Source organism: Pedobacter sp. KBS0701 (genome assembly GCF_005938645.2).
In the GTDB taxonomy this organism is placed as follows: domain Bacteria; phylum Bacteroidota; class Bacteroidia; order Sphingobacteriales; family Sphingobacteriaceae; genus Pedobacter.
The window spans coordinates 2,626,547-2,649,336 of the sequence record NZ_CP042171.1 but is presented as its reverse complement, the minus strand read 5'-3'; the positions used below and the strand labels follow the sequence as shown (position 1 = coordinate 2,649,336).

The following is a 22,790-nucleotide window of genomic DNA, read 5'->3' as shown; positions in this document are numbered from 1 at the left end:
CCAATTACTCAGCTGTCCAAACAAACTCCCTATTTCTTTTTATACGCTTCTGCGAATTCTCTCAACCGTCTAATCAACTTAGGGTTATTAACCTTAACTTTCACACCTTTTTTCTTATCGAGTTGCTCAATTTCGTAGGGCAACCCTTCTTCTTTGCGCAACCTTTGTAGTTCATTTTCTAAAGCTTTAGCAAGTCCTGTGTTTTTTCGACCTTGAGATGCAAGAAGATTTCCATTGTCTTCTTCTAAAAGCTCACCTATTTCATTAAGATTTTCGTAATTGGGTTGAGATGTATTCGAATTCCAACCGCTTACTGTTGTATAATCTACATCAACCCAAAGCGAAATCAAACGGGAGGAAGCTCCTACATTTTTTGTAATCTCTTTTATCTGATTGATCTTTAAAGTGTTCTTAGCAGTTTTTCTTCCCATCTATCAAAAAAAAATCAAATAAAGTTTGCTTTTGGTGCGAACTTTATTATATTTGTTATCAGTTAATTATAGCGACAAATAGGAGTGAGGTGCAAGCCTTTCTTTTTACGATGTCACTCATGCCAGAAAACCGTCAAACTTTCACATGAGCTGATCGTGAGTTCGCCGTATCTATTGGATTTTGCTATCTTCGCGATACCTTATATTCAATAGGGCGGGCTTCATGTCAGTCTTTTGTGAAACTCAAACCTTCGGTTTGAGGGGTTCTTGACGGTACCACTGGCAAAAGCATTGAAGTTCGCCCTATTGGTTTTTCCAATCTGGTTTCCTTCCGCGTTTTGGGTACATCGTTTTACATAAAATTACCGTTTATGAAAACGAAAAAATTAAGCGCCATCAATGGTTATCATTTCAAGGAAGTGATAAAAGCGTATTCCCTACAACTATTATTAAAGAACGTCATCTGTTCTCCATCGTAGTACGTGCCGGAATTACCAGGTATAAAATAGCCCGAATGAGCAGGGGTTGATGTGGGAGAGCGCACATAGTCCTTGCGGGTTAATTTAGCCTGGTACCAGCCCCGTTGGTTTTTAGGCAAGGGTACTACAATGGTTTTTCGCAATCCCAAGGTAAGCATCTTTTTCCTGATTCGCAATACGGTTCGTCCGTATCCGCCTGTTCTCATGCGGAGGGGGCTGGTTTTTACCTGTTTTTTTTAACACAAATATAAACCGGAGCGTATGGGCCCAAATGAGAAGTATCGTTTTGACAGGCTTTATGCTTTAAAGCCGAAGAATCCTGTTTAAGGGGTGGCAGGGCAGGCGGGGACCTAAATGGTTAATGATTTTTATGGTTCTTTGATGATGCGGCCTGCCCTGTTTTTTTCTTTTTTGCTTTTGGGCTTATGCTTTTGCTTTCGGGTTCTTGCTCTGGCGATTAGGTTTTCCCTTTTATTTCTAAAAAATATAACGGGTTTGCTGTAGGGGGGATTATTCAGAACTTTTTGGCTGGAATACCTGCTGTATGTACTGTCTGGGAAGGGTGCAGCGGCAAATGGCGGGATTAAGTTGGGATATTATTCCGTGTGGCAATTGCCTTTTATCAATCAACCTTAATCAAAGAATACAACCGGATGATTAAAGTCAAACTTTGGTCTGGCTTTAATCAGTTAAAATATTTCTCTCTAAACATTTATTTATGATATCGTCTGGTGATAATTCTGGCAAGCCTTCTTTAAAAACAGCTCAACAGGTGCTGGAATTATTTTATGATCGCTATAATGTTGACAAGGTAAAGCTGGTGTTGCTGGAGTCTTTTCAGGGTTATGCGTTGAATGATAAAAAGGGTTTTCTGGAACTTGGAATTGGTGAGGAGGAGGTTGGTGAGGTGTTTGATGGCTTGATTGAGTTGGTTGTGGCGGTGCGGGTGCTGATGGAGGAGGGTAAGGTTGAGGGAGTGAGGGTTTAGGAGATCGGGCAGAGGCGGGCTTTTACGGTTCAGTTTTTAATTATTTTTTACGTTTAAATCAATCAAAATGATGCTTAAATTATGCTTCCTGCTATTGCTATGCCCTTTTTTTGGGGTGTATGGGCAGGATAAAAATATATCTGTTGTTGCTGTGCCTGGGTCTGCGGGTCAGCAGGGAATCGCGATCGGGCAGCAGGTGCCGGATGTGCTGATCAGGAATGTTTCAGGTTTTAATGGGGCGGGTCAGAATCTGGCGGTTTTGCCGCTTTCGGCTTTTAGGGGAAAGCTGCTGATCCTGGATTTTTGGGCCACCTGGTGTTCGCCTTGTGTGGCGATGATCCCCAAGATGGAGGCTTTGCAGGAGGAGTTTAGGGGGCGGGTGCAGTTCCTTCCGGTGGCTTATCAGTCTTTTGAGGTGGTGGATGCTTTTTATAGGAAGCTGGCGTTGCAGCGGTTGGGGCCGGGTAAGGTTTTTTCGCTGCCGGTGGTGACGGAGGATACGACTTTGGTGGGGCTTTTTCCGCATCATACTTTGCCACATTATGTGTGGATCGGTGCGGATGGGGTGGTGAAGGCGATAACCGACCGGGAGGCGGTGTCTGCTGAAAATATAAAAGCCTTGTTAAATGCAGGTTCGTTGGAACTGAAAGTTAAAAAGGATGAGAAAATGGTCTATGATGCCAGTAAGCCTTTGTTTTTTGAGGCGTCGGATTTTAATGATGGTATTTTCCGGTCGCAGTTGTCAGGCTATGTGGTCAATATCGGGCGGGGCATCTATAAAGACGTGGATGTACAGTCAGCCGGGCCGGTGAGGCGCATTACCGGGCGTAACCTGACCATTCCCGAACTGTTCCGGATAGCCTATAAAAAAGAAAAAAAAGAGACGGTGCTCGAAGATGGCCTGGTGGAAGAATTTGATCCGAAAAATCTAGCCAGCGCAGATTTCCTGGACTGGTTAAAGCAGGGCAGGGGATATTGTTATGAGCTCATGATTAACCAGCAGTCCAGTGCGCGGACATATGCCTTAATGCAGGATGAGCTCAAAGGGTTTTTCTCGGATTACCGGATAGGGCTGGAAAAAAGGAAAGTACAGGCCCTGGCCTTAGTACGTACCTCATCAAAAGATAAACTCCGTACCTCGGGTGGGCAGCCCTCGGTTTACGTGGACGGCTTTGGCTGCAAATTAACGAGCTGCTTCCTTTTTGTTTTCATTGAACGGTTACAGGTTCCTTTACAGGCGAATCCGCTTCCGATAATTGACCAGACCGGATATACTGGCATGGTTGACCTGGAGCTCACGGCCAATATGCGCAGTATTGAGCAGATCAATAAGGCGCTGGCCCGCTATGATCTCTGCTTTGTGGAAAAACCTGCGGAGATCGAAATGCTTGTTATCCGTAAACGCTAACTCACAAATTTTAGTTATGAAGAAAATTTTATCACTATACCTGACCGCACTATTTGTGCTTTACAGTTTAGCAGGGGACGCGCAGCAGCCCGCTAAAGAAATTAAGGGCAGGGTTGTGGCGGCCGATGGGCGCATTCCCCTGCATGGGGCAACCGTCAAAATGGAAGAATCCGGTGTTGCGGTGCTGACTGACCAAACGGGGAGTTTCGCATTAAAAACCACCCTGGGCAGGGTTACCCTTTTGGTATCCTACCTGGGTTATGAGCCTGTTCGCCTGAAGGTATCTGCTGGTGATCAGCCCGTGGAGATTTTGCTTTCTGCTACCGCAGCCCAGTTGAATGAGGTTGTCGTTTCCACGGGTTACCAGACGCTTCCGGCGGAAAGGGCTACGGGTTCTTTTGTCCAGGTGGACAATAAACTACTCAGCCGGAGGGTGAGTACCGGTGTGCTGGAACGGCTCGAAGATGTTACGCCGGGCTTGCTGTTCAATAAAGGAAAGTCGGCAGGGGCAGGGCTGATCAGTGTTCGGGGACAGAATACGATTTATGGAAATTCCAGTCCTTTGATTGTGTTGGATAATTTTCCTTATGACGGGGATATCAATACGATCAATCCCAATGATGTGGAGAGTATTTCGGTACTGAAGGATGCTGCTGCGGCTTCGATCTGGGGTTCGCGGGCGGGTAACGGGGTGATTGTGATTACCACCAAAAAGGGACGTTACAACCAGCCATTGAAAATGGGGTTTGTTGCGAACGCGACGGTTGGGGATAAACCGGATCTCTTTTATCAGCCGAGGATGTCTGCTGCGGATTTCATTGGCGTTGAAAAACTGCTTTTTGACAAGGGTTTTTATCTGAATGCCGAAACGGGTTTCAATAATCCGGCGATTACGCCTGTGGTGGAATTGCTGATTGCCCGAAGGGATGGTAAAATTACGGCGGCCCAGGCGGATGAGCAAATTTCTGCTTTGGCTGGGCTTGATGTGCGCCAAGATTTTGACCGTTACTTTTACCATAAGAGTGTTAACCAGCAGTATGCGCTGAATTTTAGTGGTGGGAGTGAGAGCCAACGTTTTAACCTCTCAGGAGGATATGACCATAACCGTGACAACCTGGTAGGAAACATTTTGAACCGCTATACTTTTAATGGGGGACAGTCCCTGAATTTACTGAATAAAAAACTGGAGATCACGACCGGGTTTTATTATAGCCAGAGCACTAGTGTGACCAACAATTCCGGGATAAGCCTCATCGGGCTCAATACGGGTAACGGCCCTTCGCTGTATCCCTATGCCCGGCTTGCCGATGCCGCGGGCAATTCCCTTGCGATGACACACGACTACCGTCAGGGATTCATAGAGTCCGCGCAGCAGCGGGGACTGCTCGACTGGAGTTATAAGCCCCTGGAAGAAATCTTTCTGGCGGATAAAACCCAGAAACTCATTGATTACCGTCTCAATTTTGGCGCCAACTATAAAATAAGGCCTTATCTTTCGTTTTCCTTGCTTTACCAGTATGGCCAGACCATAGCCAACGGGAGGAACCTGCGCAGCGAAAAAACTTATTTTACCCGGAACCTGATCAACAATTATTCTTCAGTTGATGCTAACGGGAAACTCACTTATGCCATTCCCCGCGGTGCAATACTCGATCTGAATGAGCTCACCGCCACCAGTCAAAGCATGAGGGGACAGTTAAATTTTAACCGTCAATGGAATGATAAACATAGTCTCACCGCCATTGCAGGATACGAGCTTCGTGATTTCCATACGGTGGGGAACAGCAACCGCGCTTATGGTTATGACGATAGCCATGCAACGGCTTTAGGGGTTGATTACATCAGCCAGTTTCCCCAGTATGCCATTCCAGGTTCGCTGGCAGCTATCCCTTTTTATAACAGCATGACCGATCTGACCGACCGGAATATTTCTTATTATTCGAATGCGGCATATACTTTTTTGGACCGTTATACCTTTTCGGCCAGTGCGAGGCTTGACCGGAGTAATCTTTTCGGGGTGAAAACAAATCAGCAAGGAGTGCCCCTTTATTCGGCGGGACTCGCCTGGAATATCAATAAGGAGAATTTTTATAAGCTCGAATGGCTCCCTTATTTAAAGATGAGGCTGACCTACGGCTATAATGGCAATGTGAATAAAAGCCTTTCTGCCTTCACAACTGCGCTCTACGTGACAGGCAATGCCATTAATACCGTGTATGCGCAGGTCATCAACCCCCCAAACCCTGAGCTCAGGTGGGAGCGCGTCCGCCTGATCAATATTGGGTTCGATTTTGCAACCAGGAATAACCGGATCAGCGGAACGATAGAGCCTTACTTAAAACGGGGCATGGATCTGATCGGCGACATTGCTTTTGCCCCCTCATCGGGTGTCACCACTTTTCGTGGGAATACGGCAAATACCCGTGGAGCGGGAATTGATGTTACTTTAAATAGTCAGAATTTGGTCGGTGAGTGGGGTTGGCAGACCAGTTTCTTCTTTAGCCACGTAAGGGATAAAGTGGTGGATTACGCGCTGCAGCAGCCAGCAAGTACGTATGCACAGTTTTCCGACGACGAAATTTATCCTTTACAGGGAAAACCCTTTTATGCAGTATACAGTTATGCCTTTGCCGGCCTGGATAAACAGAACGGCGATCCTCAGGGGTATCTCGGTGGCAAAATAAGTAAAGACTATGGACAGCTATTGTCCTCCGCGACGACAGATAACCTGATTTACAGCGGACCTGCCCGGCCGGTAAGCTATGGCGCCTTGCGCAATACCTTTAGCTACAAACAATTTTCCCTTTCTGCAAACATCAGCTATCGCCTGGGCTACTATTTCAGGCAGCCAGGTATTTCTTATACGAACATTCTTTCCGGACAGGGTTATTTTCAGGGCAGGTACAGTGAGCGCTGGAAAAAGCCCGGCGATGAACTCTTGACAACCCTGCCATCAATGCCTGCCAGCATCAATACGGCGAGGGACAGTTTCTATAATTTTTCTACGGCAACTGTAGAAAAGGCTGATAATATACGCCTGCAGGACATTAGCCTGTCTTATGATTTTGGTAAAATCCTATTGCAACAGCTATCGCTCAGTAAAGTGCAAATCTATTTGTATGCCAATAACATCGGGATCATCTGGAAGTCGACAAAAACCCGGTTTGACCCGGATTATCCTGCCGCTGATTACCCACCCGCCCGAACGATTGCGGTAGGTATCAAAGCTGATTTTTGAATTGATAATCATTAAAACTAAATATTATGAAACGATTATGTTTGCTCCAGTTCCTTTTGCTGCCCGGGCTGCTTTTCAGCTCCTGCCAAAAGGAATTCCTGGAGAAAAAGCCTGATAAGGCGCTGCTCATTCCCACAACCCTGGAAGATTTCAATTCCTTAATGGACAACCTGACCATATTCAACACCAGTCCTGCACTGCAGGAAATTTCAGGTGATGACTATTACGCCAATGATGCCGGCGTGGCTGGATTCACCACGGCGATGCAGAAAAACAGCTACTTATGGACTGTAGATCTCTATCAAAACCAGCCTTGTACAGACTGGAACCTTCCTTATCAACAAATCTTTTATACCAATATCATCTTAGATGGCCTAAGCGACCTGGAAGGGGCTGATGGAGCTAAGACCAACTGGAACATTACTAAAGGTAGCGCGCTGTTCCACCGGGCATTTGCATTTTATAATCTGGTGCAGCTGTTTTCCAAAACCTATGACCAGAACACCGCTGGTGTGGATCCGGGGGTACCCTTGCGCCTCACTGCAGACGTGAATGCGAAGGTGGGAAGGGCTTCCGTGCAGGAGGTCTACAACCAGGTGATTGGTGATTTGCTTGAAGCAGAAAAGTTATTGCCCCAACAGACTCAGTTCAAAAGCCGTCCCTCAAAGGCTGCAGCGGAGGCACTACTGGCTAGGGTATACCTGAATATGGGAAATTATGAACTGGCGGATAAATATGCGGCAGCATCACTTGCGCTTAATCATTCCCTGCTGGATTATAATACCGTCAGTCAGACTGCAACCAATCCATTTCCCTCTTCTCCCGCGGCGGACAATCCTGAAGTAATCTTTTATGATAAACTCATATCTTATGGATTTACCTCCTCCACCAGGACCACGGTTGCTGATGAATTATACCAGCTCTATGCAGATAAGGACTTAAGGAAAAGCATATTCTTCGCAGGTACTGCTCCTTTTTATATGAAGGGGCGATATACGGGATTCCGCCTGCAGCTTTTCGGCGGCCTGGCAGTTGATGAAATGTACCTCATCCGCGCAGAATCGCTGGCCAGGCTTGGCCAGTTCGCCGAGGCGATGAAAGAACTCAATACCCTGCTGGTTACGCGCTGGGCAAAAGGCAGCTACCAGTCCCTCACTGCTGCAGATGCGGAGGGCGCCCTAAAGATTGTTCTTCAGGAAAGACGGAAGGAGCTCACTTTCCGGGGACTTCGTTGGGGAGACCTCAGGAGGCTCAACAAAGATCCGCGCTTTGCAAAAACTATCACCCGGGCGGTTGCCGGCCAAGTCTATACCTTGATGCCGGGAGATAAACGTTATGTGTTTCCAATTCCGGCCGAAGAGGTAGTTGCCAGCGGTATCGCGCAGAATGAGCGGTAAATAAAAAAGCAACCGGCGAGATGCCGGTTGCTGGTTCAAAAGGTTAATTAGATACTACTGGGAAAAGTTGCCCAGTTCCTGCAAAATGTAGCCGCTGTCATTGACATTGGGATTTTGACCTTCAGGATAAGTACGGGTACAAGGGTTGGAAGAGGATTCGCAGCTGTAATTGCCGGTTACCGGTTCATAAGAGGTGCCATTGTAACCCCATTTAACATTGGCCTTTTGAGCAGTAGATGCTACTGCTATGCCTGTTCCAAGTAGGAATGCGATAGCAGCAAAGTTTAATTTGATACTTTTCATAAGATCGAATGCTTTATTACATCAAAAAACATTCAGAAAAACTTTAGTGAACAAATGATGCTTACTCTTTTCGCAGGTTTTCAGCTTCCCCTGTTTGGTCGTTGGCGACTATTTTAGATACCTCCCTTTCAGCAATATGGCAGTACAAAGCGATGAGGTTAAGGATTAGAAAAATGCTGTTGAATATCAGGTGAGCCGTCCAGCCCATTTGACTGAGTATTCCTCCACATGAACAGGGAACCCTGTCCCAGAAGTGGAGCATGACCAAGGCGATGTAGGTGGTGAAGGCCAGCAGCAATGCGGATGAAAATAGCAGGCCAGTTTTAATAGTTCGCTTGAAACACAGCAGCAGCGCAGTAATGATTTCTACAGGTATCAGGAAATATAACAGAAAATCTGCTAGCCAGCCCGGAAAAGACTGGTTGTGAAGCTGCTGGTCAAAGTCTGAAAAAGTAAAAAGCTTACTTAAAGCAGCATATATAAATAGCAGTACAAGCAGTGGTGGAACGGTTGATTTAAAAATTGCTTTCATGGTAAAAGAATTATGAAACAAATTAACGGGGATTAGAAAAGTTAAAACAGTATGAGATGGGTAGTATACCCTTTAAAGCGATGAAGAGATGAAAGAAAGTAGGTCTATGGTTTATCGGTTTTTGCCACAGGTATTTTTAAGGGCACCCTATTATAGCTTTAGCGGGTATGATCTTTCGCGTTTGCCTGAGGTGCTTCAGGAACAGGCTTTCCGAAATGCCGTTTTCCTGGCCAGTGTGGAGTTTTATACCTCGCTTGAAAAAAAAGGATTTGATTTCGATCAACTCTCTGATAGGCAAAAGCATACGCTGTACAGATATTATAACCGGATGTGCTTCCGGCCCACGCCTTTTGGGAGCTTTTCTTCTTTTACTTTACTCCATTGGGGAGGAGGCGGTCAGGTTAGGCTTGCCGGAAGCGATGAATCGGCACTTCACCTATTGCCAGACCAGGAATTTTTAAGGAAACTGAAGAACAGGGCGGAGGCTGACCTGCCAGAAGAAATAATCGCCAACCCTGCGCTGTATCGGTTTAATGACGTTTTGCGCTATACGAAGTCATCTTTGGATGATAGGGGGGAGTTTAGCTTTTCTTTGCAGGGGATAGCAGCCGAAAAATTCAATGTACAGCTCTTTTCATTTTTATCTTCAAAAAAGATCTCCAGGGATCTGGTCTTGAACTGGGTTATGCAGCATAGTGATTGTTCAGAGGGAGAAGCGGAAGAATACATCCAGTTTTTGCTTAAAGCCGGAGCGGTTTTCGATGATACTCAAGGCAAAATAATCAGTAATGAAGTCATCGAGGATTTTTTGAGTGTACCCGGCTGGAATGTTTTCTGGAAAAATTATAGCAGGATTCCCTTATCGGGTGAAGCATCACTATCGGCTTTGGCCGGGGATATCCGGGAAATTGCACGGGAAAATAAACCTCTTGTCCAGCCATTTTATGCTGCCCTGGAAAGGCCAAACCATACTGGAGGACCTGATCGTGCTGAACAGGTGGGACTGTCCAAAGCTGTCCATGTACTTCAGTTATTATCAAATGCGGAGCAGCCTGCGGATCTGTCGCGTTTTATCCGTGACTTCCGTGCCCGCTTTGATCAGGAAAAGGTGCCTTTGCTGCTGGCTTTGGATCCTGATGGGGGACTGCATTACGGGGATATGGACCCGGTTATGCCTAATCAGGATATCCTGGAAGACATTCCTTTTCCTAAACCTGAAGATCAGAACCGCACGCTTGGGTGGCGGGCTGTCCAGCAGTTGGTGTTCAGGCTGTGGGTAGGGGACCGCCTTCGTGATCCCTGGGCGCCGCTGCAGATCAGCGAGGCGGATGTCACCGAACTGGAAAATCTGAAAAAAACGGTTTTGCCTTTACCCCAGACGCAGGCGCTCCTATACCGCTCGACGGGTGAGCACCTGATCATTGAAAGTTCGGGTGGGGTAACGGCCACTTCGCTGATCGGAAGGTTTTCCTGTTTTAGTGAACCGGTGCATGATTTTTGCAAAGCGCTGGCGGAAAGAGAGGCTGCCGCAAATCCTGACGTTGTTTTTGCGGACATTGCCCAGCAGTCTGATTTGCACGTGGATAATATCAATCGCCGCAGGGCTATATATCCTTATGAAATACCGTTAAATGTCTTTCCGGCTCAGGGGGATGAAAAACTCATCCTTCCCGGTGAACTTTTGCTTTCGCTGGAGGGGGATGAACTGATCCTGGAGTCGTCGAAACTGAAGAAAAGGGTTATTCCACGCCTGGCTACGGCCTATAACTTCCGGAACAACCATTCGCCGGTTTTCAGGTTGTTGTGTGATCTGCAATATCAGGGGATACAGGCTGGGCTTTCCTTTAGTCTGGAAAGTTTTTTTCCGGGACTGCCTTTTTATCCGCGGGTCTGTTACCGAAAGGTAATCCTCTGTCTGGCCAAATGGAGTTTTAAGGAGGCTGATCTCGAGATTTTATCTGCAGGTGATCCCCTTGATTGGAGGAATGCCCTGGATGGGTTTCGCAGCAGGCACCGCTTGCCCCGCCACATTTCATTGGGGGCAACCGACCAGCAGTTGGTTTTTGACCTGGCCAATACAATAGAGGCAAAATTTTTTATGGAATGCATTCAGGGGCTAAAGCGGATTACGGTTCAGGAATATTTATGGCCTGACCGGTCTGTTCTTTCGGGCAGGAAACCGGTAGCCGGGCAGATGATTGCTTTTTTGGCACATGACCAGCAAGTGTTTAAGGGAACGAAAGCGGATGGTGTACTTTCTGATGGTGAGGCGCAACGTGATTTTTTAATGGGGAGTGATTGGCTGTACCTCAAAATTTTCTGTATTCCAAGGGCGTCAGATGAAATACTGGTCAAAATTGTTTTTCCGTTTATCAAGCGTTACGCCAAGCGGATCAAAAACTGGTTTTTTATCCGTTATAATGACAAAGGTTATCACCTCCGCTTGCGAATACGGGCGGAAGAAGCCGACCTGGGTGGTTTGCTGGTGGCCTTGCGGAAGAAAATTCAATCGTCCGGGCACGATAAACTGATCCGGGATTTTCAGGGGGACACGTACCGGAGGGAAATAGAACGGTATGGCGCTGATCTTATTTCGGATGTGGAAAAGCTTTTCGGCGCTGGAAGCCATTTTGCTGTTTTGCTGTTAAAACTCAGGGAAAACAATAGCCTCCCGTTTAACGAATTTGATGTGGCTGTCCTGACTGCCATGCACATGATCGGTTGTTTCTTCCCTGACCGGGCTGATGCGCTGGATTATAGCACAAAGGTTAGGGATCAGTTTATGGCAGAGTTCAGGGCGGATAAACCGCTTACGGTGGCAATGGATGGACAGTATAGGAAGAAGAAGTCAACTATAGCGGACTTGGTGAAAAATGAGGGCTTGGCCAAACATTTTTCTCCGGTTTTGAAGCAAATGACAGTTTTAGATAACCTTACAAAGCGCTATTCCGTTGAAAAGAAAATGCGGCTTTTGGCTGATTTGGTGCATATGCAGATGAACAGGGCTTTTTCGGTTAAACAAAGACAGCAGGAGTTGCTGGTTTACTATTGCCTGCAAAAGTATATGAGTTCATGTTTGGCCCGCGAAAAACCTCGGGGCTAATGATTACTCCGGTCTCTTTTACTGATCAGTAAGGCCGGTTGGACCTTTTCACGGAAGGCGGAACGGTAAGTCACGCCGATTGGAATGGTCTCTCCACCTGTTAGCCTGAGCTGGCCATATTCTAAGGATTGAATAAGGGCGTGGTTGACGATAAAAGATTGGTGTATTCTCGAAAAATTATCTTCAGGTAGTTTCGTTAGGACTTCTGCCAAGGTGAGGTAAGTCGTTACTGGTTCATCTTTCATGTGGATAGTGATGTAGTTGCCGATGTTTTCGATGTAACGGATATCCGCGATGGTGATGCGGTTGAATTTTCCTTTAATATTGCTTTTCACAAAAAAGAAAGGACTAGAGGCAACATGAGTGGTCTGACTGCTGAGGTTGGACCGTACTTTGGTAACCGCCTTTAAAAACCTGGAGTAATGGATAGGTTTGAGCAGGTAATCTACCGCATCTTTTTCAAATGCTTCCGGTGCATACTCCCGGTAGGAAGTGGTAAAAATAATGTTGGAGGCTGAACCAATGAGGTCTGCCACATCCAGGCCATTCAATTGGGGCATGTCAACGTCTAACAGGATAATGTCCGGTGTGGGGACGTGGCACAGTTCTTCAAGCGCGAGTAGTGGGTTTGTGGAACTGCCAACGAGTTTTAGCCCTGGCGTTTGATTAACATATTTATCCAATACCTCGATCGAATGGTATTCGTCGTCAATGATATAACAGTTTAAGTTCATAATCGGAGGGTTAAAGTGAGTTCATAATATTCGCCCGGTTCGTTAATCTGAAGGGTGTAGTTGTCTTTGTAGAATGAATCCAGCCGGAGCCTGATGTTTTGAAGGCCTAGTGCTTTTCGCTCGCGGGCATGTCCGTTCTTTGATTTTTTCAGATTCAGGCTGTGAAAAGTTAACTTTCCGGTTTCGTCCGTAGATAGTTGAATCTTTGCGGGTGACTTGGGATCGGTTAAATTCCCATGTTTAAATATATTTTCAGTTAGGGTAAGTAAGATCAATGGAATGATTTTGTAACTGTTCAAATCGTTTCCAATTTCTACACTGAGGTATAAGGGCTCTCTAAAACGGTATCGGTTGATGGCCACGAGGTTTTCAATCTGCTCGACTTCTCTGGCTAATTTTATTTTTCCATCGGAACCTGCTTCTTCCAGGCTGAAGCGCATGATCTCTGAAAGTAGCCATATACAGTGGGCTGCGTCTTCGGAGTATTTTTGTGTATTGTTATAGACGAAGTTAAGAGCATTGAAGAGCATGTGTGGGTTGATCTGTTGTTGGAGGTATGCGTTGTGTGTTTTCGCTAGCTGTGTTTCTAATTCTGCATTGGTTTTTTCTATTGCTAGCTTTTTGTTTTCAGATTGTTGAAATTTTTTGTGGAAATATGAAATATGACTGGCAGACCAATAAAAAGTTCCTAATATGGTAAAATTCAGACCTCTTATTATATTCCGGGGAGCGAATGCTCCAATATATACATAAGATTTTCCCGTTCTGTTGGGTGGATCTTCCAACAAACAATCTGCTGTATACTTTAACAAAAGATACAGCACAGCTAATACGAAATAGCCGATAATCAATTTAAGAAAATTGACCTTCCAACCGATGATTGTATGGTTTAATAGCGTCACATAGAGGTAGAAAAAACAAATGTTAATTGGGTAATAAATAAAATAGATGTAAGGACTTTCTATCGTTCCTATGGTAAAATAGACTATTGAAAGCTCGTACGCTATGAAGGCTGACCAACAAATAACATGAATCGCTAGTATGTTAGATGAGAATTTCTTGATTGGAAGCTTAAATAAATCCATGGCTAAAATAGCTGTTTATACCTCGAAACATTAGAGATCTGTAATAAATGTGCATTCACATCAAATTCATATTAATTTAAACATAAAAAATAGAAATCATGACAAAATCCAAAAAACTTCCGCAAAAAAGAACACAAACTTACAGTCGCTACGGGACATTCCAGCGCAACGGTAATATATCAGAAACGGATACCACCGCCGCTACTGGTACAATAACCAGCACTCATATTTTCAAAAAGTAAATTGAGTCGTGACGCACCAGGAAATCACCTCGCTATGCTTAAAAATGAACTGAAGGATATAGAAGAAATTTTGATTGAGCAAATATATTCCAACAGCAACACAACTGCCCGAACTGATCTTAAAACTCGGTTCGGGCAAATCTTTCAAGCATGGGAAGATGTATTATTTTCCAATATCCCCGAGAGCAGCCTGGTGCGTTATTTTCATTATCACATTGAAGTTATATCGACTATCTCTACTCGATTATCTCATTCGCCAAATCCAAAACAATACTTCAGTTCCCAAAATGAATTTTTAGCGCTGATCGATCATCTGCAGAAATACTGTTCCAAATATTTTAACGAGGATGCAGTTGCACCTGCAATGTATCATCAAAGACTGGTTTCGCAACTTAGCGGGAATATTAATGCGGTCCGAAAAATACTGCGGTCGGGTAATATTGATGCTGCTCTGAGTTTATGCCTATCCAAGTGGTTTACCCTGATGTCTGATCACATCGGGGCGGTGGAATTTAGCTTTCGTTCATTACATTATTTTGGGTATATCACCAATCAACTATTGGAATCCGACGCTTTATCGACAGCCGGGGAGATTCCGCTGGTTTCATTACTGGTCCGTTCGAATTTCAATAACCTTTCCTTCTTGGTTTATCTTCAGGATACTATTCGGAATTCCCCTGGATACCTTGGGGATAAAAATGAAAGGCTTGATTATCTAATGGAGCAGAAAGCCTTGATGATGTCATTACCTGAAGTGAAAAATTGGGTTTATAATCCGGCTTGGCCTTCCATAAAAACGATGATAACGGATTGGTTGCAGGAAGAGATTTTGCTGACAGAAAAAGCTGTATGTAATAAAGATGAAGTGGCGGTTCCCAAAATACCACTGGAGATGTCGGTCGCACACCTTTCCTGCCTGATTAGGTTATTATATGAGGAAAGTGTTTTCGCCACTCAGAATCTCCAATTCATTTTTAAAAGTGTTGCCGGTCATTATCAAAGTAAAAGACAATCGGTTATTTCTCCAGGAAGTCTCAGTAAAGAATTTTATAGTATTGATCAACATACTGCTGCCCGCGTGCGGGACCTTTTACAACGTATGGTTCAGCGGATTAACCGTAATTTTTTTCCTGTAGTTTTTGCAATAGATGCAATAATCCTTTCTTATCTAAGTAGCCGCTGAGTTCTCCTAGCCAGCTGTAGCTAAACCCTCCTTTATTAATTAATTGTTCAGGCGAAATAGAAGTTACATCTAGTAGCGTGGTGAAATTCATGGACTCACAAATTTTGCAAAAACCAGTACTGAAACCAAGTCTGTTAATAGGGGTGTGTAATAATTCCTGAATTTCCATATTTTTAATTGCATGACGTGTGATAAAGATACATTTTTTGTTTCTAATAAGATGTATCTATTGTGCTGTTTCTTTTTAGAGGTACCTCTCGCGCATCATTTTGGTTTACTTTACGTTATGAGTAGAGCCAAAAACGAAGAGGAGAGCGAGAATATACAGGAAGTTCTGAAATTGGTTGGAGCACGAATTCGTTCGCTTAGAGAAGCTAAAGGGGAACGGAATTATGAGAAATTTGCCTTTAAACATGATCTTAACCGTACGCAGCTTTGGCGCTATGAAAATGGGGAGGATTTGTATTTCTCGTCATTACTCAAAGTACTCGCCGCATTGGACATCACGCTTGCAGAATTCTTCGGCGAAGGGTTCGATCAAGTTTCTAAGTAACGGCTTCGTACTAAAACAGGAATTCAAAAAGTTAGTGAATCTGTAAATCTTGTTTGTTTAATTTCACCTTTGCATTGGGCAAGTCTGGTACTACATATCTTGGGCTAACAATAACAATAGGCTGTTCATAGATATGCCATCATAAATCTTCCGGCGATAGTAGCTGAAACGAAATTAAGCCACTAAGTAAACACGACAATCGAATGGCTGATGCAAGAAAATTGGTTGTAACGAGTTTGTTTTTTTTGGCAGCAGTGTTCCTGCTGGACTATTTGTAATTATCTTTGCATCAGAGATGAAAAGCGAGCATATACGGGAAACCTTCGGAAACATTGATATTTATTTATTCGACCAGCTATTAAAAGGCACTTATGATGGGTGCGAAACTGTTTTGGATGCTGGATGTGGTACGGGAAGAAACCTGCTTTACTTTTTAAGAAGTGGTGCACAGGTTTATGGGGTAGATCAGAATCCTGAAGCGATAGTACAGCTTAAAAATCTGGCAAGTGCCTTTGCTCATATCAATCCCGAAGAAAACTTCAAATTAGGGCTTGTGGAACAATTACCATTTGAAAATGAAAGTTTTGATCTGGTCATCAGTTCTGCTGTACTCCATTTTGCAGAAAACCAGGAACATTTTGAAGCGATATTAAACTCCATGTGGCGCGTACTTAGACCAGGTGGATATTTCTTCTGTCGGCTGGCCTCAGAAATCGGTATTGAATCACTGGTCCGTTTTATCGGAAATGGGAGGTATATTCTCCCTGACGGATCAGAGCGGTTCTTGGTTAACCAGGAAATGTTGGTGAGACTCACCAAGAAACTTGGCGGACAGATTCACGAGCCGATTAAGACTACAAACGTACAGAACATGAGGGCAATGACCACATGGTGCGTGCGGAAATAACAATCGATTTTAAAAAGTTTAGCATAGTATATCAGGTGTATGACGTTGGTTTATTGTGTCGGTTTATATTGGTGAAAGCGAGATCTGCAACGTCGGGCGTAACTCTGCCCGATGGTTTTATGTACCAGAGCCAGAATATACCGTACCTTTAGTCAGCACGGGGTCACAGATGCCACCCTGGGCAATAGCCGGAATGTAACATATCTTAGAAGCTCTAGGTTTTTAATTCACTTTTATGAAACGCTTGATATTTTTTCTTTTTATTATTTTATGTTGGCCACAGTCTCGAAAATTAAAGTTATGATAGATGATCAAGATACAACATTAAAGCAAATTTGGATGTTAAAAGAGGGTGCTCCAAAGTCTCTTTGGAATGTGAAAATCGTTCCAGCTTTCCTTAATTTTGTTTCGATTTCTAATAAGCTAATTACTCGAGGAAGATCAAATTCAAGCGTAGCCGCGTATAGTTATCAGATTAGCAATAACGAAATTCTAACTGAAAAGGCGAAATTCAAAATTATATCCTTGTCAGTAAATAACATGGTACTGCAGATAGACAGTGATTATTACACCTATTATTCATTAAAAAGGATTGAAAAAAAAATCGATAAAACTCTACTTTTTAATGCGCTCACAAGTAAGCGAAAATGGATAATAGGCAATGATACCATAAGATTTACTAACGTAAATGACGATATTCAATTCGGTCATGAACATGCATTTTATAAACTCAGTGTTGACAAAGAAGGGCGGAAATTTTTTGGAACCTACTATATAGATGAATTTGAAGGACATGTCTTCTTATGTTTTTTAATAGATGGAGAGTATCAAGAAAAATTTAAGAAATTATGAACGCTACAGATAAGACCATTAGATATAAAACAATTGGGGGTGACTACATTATTGATGTTGGAATAATGTAGTAGAAACCTAGCCTTATATAATCGGTCACTTCCAGGCTCTTCCCCACTTTTGGTGGTAAAATTCAATATCGATTGGGATCCTGAAGAAGTGTACGCAAGTAGTTGGTTAAAGGGATGTTTTGTAACCGAAAATTTTCCTTACACAGGTCGACTACCAACAGTGGGGAGGAACCACTTCCACCGAAGTACACACCTAAATATAGACAGTCCAATTTTTTAGGTTCTTTTAATGAGCTTCTTTGTCTTCATGTTTATTTTGCAATAGCAGCCTCGCACGTAACCTGTTTGCAGCGAGGATAATTGCTGCATCCCCGAAACTTTCACTTATCTGAACTTCTGGCTGTCATAATGCCGTCGCAGCTTGGGCATTTCTGCTGAGCGGTTTGTCCCTCAGCAATGCCATGGTCCTGGATAAGTTCTGCTAAGAATTTGTTCATATTATGTGGATGATATTGAAGATAGACCTGGTGGCGGGCGCGGGTCAGGGCGACATAAAACAGCCGCCTTTCCTCGGTATTTTCGAAACTGTCGCTAACATTAATCCATAGGGTGTTTATTGAGATGAATAGGATAAGGCAGCAAAACTATTTAGTAGACTAATCTCCATTCCTAAAGAGAATAAATCAAACTTTGACTCCTTTTGGTTTGTTTGATGGAAGGAATATAAATAATATGATGATGAATAGCGAAGAAAACAAAAAGGTTAGTGGCGGGCAGGGCCCGGGAAATGCCGGTAATGGAATTACTGGTGATAATACGGTTAAAAATCCTGATGATTGGACCACAGGCGGTGAGCCGATGACGGGAGCGCAGGGGTCTTATTTAAAGACGCTTTCTGATGAGGCCGGTGAGGAATTTGATGAAAACCTGACCAAATCGGAGGCTTCAAAGCGTATAGATGAACTGCAGCATAAAACCGGACGCGGCTTGGATACCGGTCAGTAATAGCGTAGAACAGGGATTAAATTGCTTTAATCCCTATGTTTTTTGCAAGAATACGGTGTGATGGAATTTTCCAAAATCCGAAAAGGATTATTGTGATAAGGCACTAATTCTTTTGAAGTTGAGAATGACTTGTTACATTCTCGGTTTAACAATTAAAATAAGTTGCCATAGGCGAACCAAATGCTTGGAAAATTGTTTAATAGAAAACTGTAAACATGGAAGCCATCAAAGACCAGCTGCAGCCCAAAAAAGAAGGGGGGGAGCAAAAAGTGCTCATGGATCCTGCCGTTACCGCAGAGACCGATGAACTGGATGCTAGATTTCAGCAGGACGGGACCGGTGATGAAAAGCCGGAAGAAACAGAAAATAATTCAGCCAACAAATCACAAAACATGGAACAGTTCAGAATAGCAGTAGCAGTAGAGGGCAAAGAAAAATTGTATGACATTCGTCCGTTGGGAGATGCCCGGTATGAATAGCAGAAAATGGCGAAGTGATCGGAACCATTCTCTTGGATGAAAAAGATCATGCCCGTTGCGAAAGCCAGGGCTGTCTGCTTGATCTTCCTGCATTGCATGCAGTACGCGAAAGCATACAGGCTCATGAGGGTTGGGACGATCAGCTTGGACATGCGTAGCTGGTGAACCCTAGCTGCTTTCAGTCCGATTGGAAATGATAAATAAGCGCCACAAATCCGGTCCATGTACAACGTGTTTCAACTCGTTGACTTATCCTTATTTTTAGTTCATTGATGGAATTTATCAAACCTCATTTCAAATAGTCAATAACGGTGTTAAGATTTAAACCCATAAACATTTGAGCGTATAGGATTTATTTATATCCTCACCTGGTCACGAAAACAACCTGAATAATTGTCTGAGTTTCTAGCAACTACACCATTGTTCTTTTTTTAAGATTTCCTTGGCCAAAAGATAAAGGCAATTACAATAGCCAAAATCCCTATTGTTCCACTTATTTGTAAGAGATATTCCTTCATAATTCTTCGTTTTAGGTAATGCTAATTAGGCAATTCGGCAAATAAACAGGTGTAAAAATCAGTTGTTGACTTATCAGTTAAAGCATTGGTCTTTTGATGCGGATAATTGATGATTGCTTTATGAATAAGTGCAGCGATATGGTTATCCGTCAATTCCTGAAGCTTTCACGGAGATCATCGTCAATCTTTGTTTCTTCTCCAGCCATGGTAAAACAATTGAATTAAATATATTAATTAACGTGCTGATTGCTAAGTATGGCACTTTAAAGTTAGGAATTGGTAGGGCTTTTAACAAGCCTTTTAATCAACTTTCTATCCTCAGTTTACAAGAGCCATGATTATCGGATCATTTCTCACCATAAACCCACTGGAGTAGGGGACTGACAGCATAGCGGAATTTCGACGTGAATTGCTCCATATTGCAACCAACTGAAACCACATCTTATTATGCATTAAGGCACCATCAAAAAAAGACAGTGTGAAGTATTGGCATACTGGTAGGTCTGGGAACCTTGCTCTTCCCGGAAAATGAAACTACTCCTCCAAAGTAAATAGGACAGGGGCAATACGCTAATACCAAAATGGGTACCCCTAAAAATACGGATAATCCATCAATCGCCTTAATCGTTTGGGGGCAAGCTTTAGAGGAGGGAAAAACGTATAGCCTTGCCTCCGAAAGGAAAGTGGGTGCGGCTTTTGCCAGTTATTCTTATGGTTCAGCATGAAATGTAAGAGAGTTTAATACCACTTCTGGCCTAAGGGGGGAACTTTATATTAAAAAAATCAATAAGGATATCGTTTCTGGTACTTTTTGGTTTGATGCAATAGCTTCTACCGGAGAAAAGGTTGAGGTCCGCTGTGGATCCTTCGATGTCTCTTTTTAAAAAAAGCAAACTTTTATTTTTATGAGACGCTCAAATTCTTTTATCCGCAAGGCATGGCTTTGCATTTTTCTTAACAATTCCTTTTTTCGCTTCCGCTCAGATTGAGGAGGGAGGGGATCCGGATGAACCCATACCAACAATTAATACCCAGTTTTATGACCAGATGAATCTGATCTTTGGAAACCTGGAACTTAGCCGGATGCCTTATGGTCTTCTGAAAGATTTTGCCCTCGAACAGACCGATCTTGGGGATTACGGCGGGCTGAACCTGGTTGACAGTAATAAAATAGATCTGGGTAGTTTTAATGCGATCTACCAGACCTTGCAATCTGCAAAGGTAAACGGTTCTGCTTATTCCTTTATGCCGGTTTCTACACTGAATCAGATTAATTTTAATCAACGGACACCTGGAAGTATTATTCTTTCCGGTCTTTATTTCAAATATTCGGAGTTTACCAGCAATGCTGTGGCTAATAATCTGGTAAGCATCCAGGATTCCTTTATTTACAATGTCGCGTGTAATAAATTGTCGGTCGTAAACGGGTGCAGTAATGGGGGAGCGACGCTATATTGGATGCAACCAGCCCTTTAGTGTGCTTGTCTATATTTTGATAGCGTTCATGCCCGATTTTTATGAAACAATCAAGCACAATATGCTTTTCTTTACCTGGGAGATGAAGCGCTTCAGTTAATCAAACAAAGAACAAAAGAAGGTTATAGACTTATAATTAAGGGAAAAAGGCCGCTGATCATCAGCAGATCCAAGAATGGATGACTCCTTATAGTCTGCTTTAGCTAACCGGTCCGGCCGAAAAATCTTTCAAATATCCTAAACTCTTCAACTACCTGAACTTTTTTCCGGCACAGGCGACCGATCTTTGCTTTATGGAAAATAACCAAAGCATAGAAGATACCATTCTCACTTACACAAGTGCGTGGAATGAAACTGACCGGAAGGCCATCCTGGAAAAAATCAGCAGGTGCTGGGCGCCGGCGGGCACTTACACTGACCGGTTGACCGATCGCATTACCGGGCCGGAGGCGATTGCTGATCTGATCATCAGTTCGTATGGACAAATGGGGCCAAGAACTTTTCAGGTGCTGGCAGAACCGCAGGTACATCACCAGAGCGGACGCTTCCGCTGGCAGGCTACCCGCCCGGAAGGATACCCGATTGAGGGTATGGATTACTTTGAATTTGACGGTGAAAACCGCATTACCTGTATTGTAGGCTTTTTTTAACAGGATCTCATGAACATTACATTCCCTGATATTGAACCGGGCCAAGGGCCTGTATTGATGCTGAACATGATTAAATTCAAAGATAAAAATATCTATTTTGAGCAATATATTCCCGCATTTAATCGTGTGGTGCAGCAATTAGGCATTGAAGGCGTCAGTGTAAAACTGGCAAGCGAGGTGGTGGCTAATATTGTTGCCGAAGAAGGCGAAAAATGGGACGAAATCGTATTGGTTGAATATCCAAGTGCCGAGGCGTTTAAAACCATTGCGCAAAGCGATGTTTATCAGCAATTAGCTAACCCGCTCCGGGAGGCCGGGACTGCAGAATTGAAATTGTTTATGACGCGAAAAATTGCCCTTTAAAGGTTATAATTGTTGTATGTTTAAGTTGATTTTATCAAATTTTGCGATGCACATAGCACTTGCTCCTGACGAACAGGAGCAAGTGCTTGCTTTGTTGCAACATAAAACAGTTCCCAAACGCAGTATACTGTTGAAACCAGGAGCGATCGAACGATATATTTATTTTGTTGAGCAAGGCTGCCTGCGCATGTATCACACCGATAAGGAAGGGCATGAACATAATCTCTGCTTTTACCCTGAAAATTGGTGGGCTTGCGATATTGTGAGTTTTTTTAAAGCGAAGGCGGCAACCAATACGATACAAGCGCTGGAAGATACTACGGTATGCTACTTTTCGTTGCCAGATCTCGAACGCTTATTTGCAAGAGTGCCGAAGTTTGAGCGCTTTTTCCGCATCCTCACTCAAAATGGCTTTGATATGTTACAGCGACGGGTGACCTCAAACTTATCAAAAACTGCCGAGCAGCGTTACCGGGAATTCCGCAGGCATTATCCGGGACTCGAACAGCGTATATCCCAAAAGCATGTTGCCAGCTATCTTGGTATAACCGCAGCTTTCCTGAGTATGATGCGCAAAGAAAAAAAGCTATAAATGGGCACGTGATTGCCAGGTAAAATGCTGCTGACATTTTTTTTAGCTTCACTCAGCGAAAGCATGCCGGTATATAGACTTGTTTTAACACCCGATGCACCAGGTTTTAAATTTTATAAGCCCATTGAAAACTTAAATGTTAGGATAGAATTATCTTTGGTGAAATCGGCAATTGAAGTAATTTATCCCGGATTGTCGGGATTTTATGCCTCCATTCAAAGTTGCCGGTACGCACATTTGGAGTATGCGGATCAAAGCCGC

The 22,790-nt window shown here is 43.6% G+C and carries 24 protein-coding genes and 1 pseudogene; 18 read left to right on the top strand and 7 right to left on the bottom strand.

Annotated features, from left to right (window positions below; all coding sequences use genetic code 11):
• Window positions 1-29 precede the first annotated feature (29 nt).
• Both FFJ24_RS10570 and FFJ24_RS10565 read right to left on the bottom strand, forming a co-directional pair.
• On the bottom strand, window positions 30-431 hold the full coding sequence (locus tag FFJ24_RS10570) for a hypothetical protein (protein ID WP_138821469.1): 402 nt from the start codon (window positions 429-431) through the stop codon (window positions 30-32).
• A 406-nt stretch (window positions 432-837) separates the two neighbouring features.
• Entirely contained in the window at window positions 838-1,116 is a 279-nt protein-coding gene (locus tag FFJ24_RS10565) for a hypothetical protein (RefSeq protein ID WP_138821468.1), read from the bottom strand.
• Between the two features lie 512 nt (window positions 1,117-1,628).
• On the opposite strand from FFJ24_RS10565, the gene FFJ24_RS10560 reads away from it, so the two are divergent.
• The 4 genes from FFJ24_RS10560 to FFJ24_RS10545 all read left to right on the top strand — a co-directional run bounded on the left by FFJ24_RS10560 (window position 1,629) and on the right by FFJ24_RS10545 (window position 7,941).
• The gene (locus FFJ24_RS10560) at window positions 1,629-1,898 is read left to right on the top strand and encodes a hypothetical protein (RefSeq protein ID WP_138821467.1); all 270 of its coding nucleotides are present in this window, start codon (window positions 1,629-1,631) and stop codon (window positions 1,896-1,898) included.
• A 67-nt stretch (window positions 1,899-1,965) separates the two neighbouring features.
• Complete coding sequence (locus FFJ24_RS10555; protein WP_138821466.1) at window positions 1,966-3,306, top strand: TlpA disulfide reductase family protein; 1,341 nt, start codon at window positions 1,966-1,968, stop codon at window positions 3,304-3,306.
• 16 nt (window positions 3,307-3,322) lie between these two features.
• The gene (locus tag FFJ24_RS10550; RefSeq protein ID WP_168202453.1) at window positions 3,323-6,544 is read left to right on the top strand and encodes a SusC/RagA family TonB-linked outer membrane protein; all 3,222 of its coding nucleotides are present in this window, start codon (window positions 3,323-3,325) and stop codon (window positions 6,542-6,544) included.
• 26 nt (window positions 6,545-6,570) lie between these two features.
• Window positions 6,571-7,941, top strand: a complete 1,371-nt coding sequence (locus FFJ24_RS10545; protein WP_138821464.1) for a RagB/SusD family nutrient uptake outer membrane protein — start codon at window positions 6,571-6,573, stop codon at window positions 7,939-7,941.
• A 54-nt stretch (window positions 7,942-7,995) separates the two neighbouring features.
• Here the strand turns inward: FFJ24_RS10545 and FFJ24_RS10540 are convergent, their stop codons facing one another.
• Together FFJ24_RS10540 and FFJ24_RS10535 are read right to left on the bottom strand one after the other, a co-directional pair.
• Window positions 7,996-8,244, bottom strand: a complete 249-nt coding sequence (locus FFJ24_RS10540) for a DUF6520 family protein (RefSeq protein ID WP_138821463.1) — start codon at window positions 8,242-8,244, stop codon at window positions 7,996-7,998.
• Between the two features lie 61 nt (window positions 8,245-8,305).
• Window positions 8,306-8,776, bottom strand: coding sequence for a MauE/DoxX family redox-associated membrane protein (locus FFJ24_RS10535; protein WP_138821462.1), 471 nt, complete (start codon window positions 8,774-8,776; stop codon window positions 8,306-8,308).
• Window positions 8,777-8,864: 88 nt separating this feature from the next.
• Between FFJ24_RS10535 and FFJ24_RS10530 the strand changes: the two genes are divergently transcribed.
• Complete coding sequence (locus tag FFJ24_RS10530) at window positions 8,865-11,879, top strand: lantibiotic dehydratase (protein ID WP_138821461.1); 3,015 nt, start codon at window positions 8,865-8,867, stop codon at window positions 11,877-11,879.
• Here FFJ24_RS10530 and FFJ24_RS10525 read toward each other — a convergent pair.
• Both FFJ24_RS10525 and FFJ24_RS10520 read right to left on the bottom strand, forming a co-directional pair.
• Window positions 11,876-12,613: a LytTR family DNA-binding domain-containing protein gene (locus FFJ24_RS10525; RefSeq protein WP_138821460.1), complete on the bottom strand. Its 738-nt coding sequence runs from the start codon at window positions 12,611-12,613 to the stop codon at window positions 11,876-11,878. The genes FFJ24_RS10530 and FFJ24_RS10525 overlap by 4 nt on opposite strands.
• Window positions 12,610-13,515 (bottom strand): sensor histidine kinase, encoded by a 906-nt coding sequence (locus FFJ24_RS10520; protein ID WP_168202452.1) that lies wholly within the window; start codon window positions 13,513-13,515, stop codon window positions 12,610-12,612. The genes FFJ24_RS10525 and FFJ24_RS10520 overlap by 4 nt, the downstream gene beginning before the upstream one ends.
• A 281-nt stretch (window positions 13,516-13,796) precedes the next feature.
• Between FFJ24_RS10520 and FFJ24_RS26095 the strand changes: the two genes are divergently transcribed.
• From FFJ24_RS26095 to FFJ24_RS10500, 5 genes are all read left to right on the top strand, one after another.
• Entirely contained in the window at window positions 13,797-13,940 is a 144-nt protein-coding gene (locus FFJ24_RS26095; protein WP_168202394.1) for a hypothetical protein, read from the top strand.
• A gap of 34 nt (window positions 13,941-13,974) precedes the next feature.
• Window positions 13,975-15,123 (top strand): hypothetical protein, encoded by a 1,149-nt coding sequence (locus FFJ24_RS10515; RefSeq protein WP_138821458.1) that lies wholly within the window; start codon window positions 13,975-13,977, stop codon window positions 15,121-15,123.
• A gap of 286 nt (window positions 15,124-15,409) precedes the next feature.
• Window positions 15,410-15,676: a helix-turn-helix domain-containing protein gene (locus tag FFJ24_RS10510; RefSeq protein ID WP_138821457.1), complete on the top strand. Its 267-nt coding sequence runs from the start codon at window positions 15,410-15,412 to the stop codon at window positions 15,674-15,676.
• Between the two features lie 295 nt (window positions 15,677-15,971).
• On the top strand, window positions 15,972-16,583 hold the full coding sequence (locus tag FFJ24_RS10505; RefSeq protein WP_138821456.1) for a class I SAM-dependent methyltransferase: 612 nt from the start codon (window positions 15,972-15,974) through the stop codon (window positions 16,581-16,583).
• A 300-nt stretch (window positions 16,584-16,883) separates the two neighbouring features.
• Complete coding sequence (locus tag FFJ24_RS10500) at window positions 16,884-17,435, top strand: hypothetical protein (protein ID WP_138821455.1); 552 nt, start codon at window positions 16,884-16,886, stop codon at window positions 17,433-17,435.
• A gap of 526 nt (window positions 17,436-17,961) precedes the next feature.
• Here the strand turns inward: FFJ24_RS10500 and FFJ24_RS26770 are convergent.
• A pseudogene (locus FFJ24_RS26770) lies at window positions 17,962-18,048 on the bottom strand (ATP-binding domain-containing protein); the annotation flags it as partial.
• A gap of 130 nt (window positions 18,049-18,178) precedes the next feature.
• Between FFJ24_RS26770 and FFJ24_RS10490 the strand changes: the two are divergent.
• From FFJ24_RS10490 to FFJ24_RS10465, 8 genes are all read left to right on the top strand, one after another.
• Window positions 18,179-18,451 carry a DUF3072 domain-containing protein gene (locus tag FFJ24_RS10490; protein ID WP_246862747.1) on the top strand — a complete coding sequence of 91 codons (273 nt, stop codon included), beginning with the start codon at window positions 18,179-18,181 and terminating at the stop codon, window positions 18,449-18,451.
• Window positions 18,452-18,666: 215 nt separating this feature from the next.
• Window positions 18,667-18,930, top strand: coding sequence for a hypothetical protein (locus tag FFJ24_RS26485; protein WP_246862790.1), 264 nt, complete (start codon window positions 18,667-18,669; stop codon window positions 18,928-18,930).
• Window positions 18,931-18,944: 14 nt separating this feature from the next.
• Complete coding sequence (locus tag FFJ24_RS26480) at window positions 18,945-19,088, top strand: hypothetical protein (protein ID WP_246862789.1); 144 nt, start codon at window positions 18,945-18,947, stop codon at window positions 19,086-19,088.
• 941 nt (window positions 19,089-20,029) lie between these two features.
• Entirely contained in the window at window positions 20,030-20,173 is a 144-nt protein-coding gene (locus tag FFJ24_RS26090) for a hypothetical protein (RefSeq protein ID WP_168202451.1), read from the top strand.
• A gap of 322 nt (window positions 20,174-20,495) precedes the next feature.
• Entirely contained in the window at window positions 20,496-20,924 is a 429-nt protein-coding gene (locus FFJ24_RS10480) for a hypothetical protein (RefSeq protein WP_138821453.1), read from the top strand.
• A gap of 293 nt (window positions 20,925-21,217) precedes the next feature.
• The gene (locus tag FFJ24_RS10475) at window positions 21,218-21,574 is read left to right on the top strand and encodes a nuclear transport factor 2 family protein (RefSeq protein ID WP_138821452.1); all 357 of its coding nucleotides are present in this window, start codon (window positions 21,218-21,220) and stop codon (window positions 21,572-21,574) included.
• Between the two features lie 9 nt (window positions 21,575-21,583).
• Entirely contained in the window at window positions 21,584-21,937 is a 354-nt protein-coding gene (locus tag FFJ24_RS10470) for a DUF1330 domain-containing protein (RefSeq protein ID WP_138821451.1), read from the top strand.
• A gap of 16 nt (window positions 21,938-21,953) precedes the next feature.
• Window positions 21,954-22,529 (top strand): Crp/Fnr family transcriptional regulator, encoded by a 576-nt coding sequence (locus tag FFJ24_RS10465; RefSeq protein WP_138821450.1) that lies wholly within the window; start codon window positions 21,954-21,956, stop codon window positions 22,527-22,529.
• The last annotated feature ends 261 nt before the right edge of the window (window positions 22,530-22,790 follow it).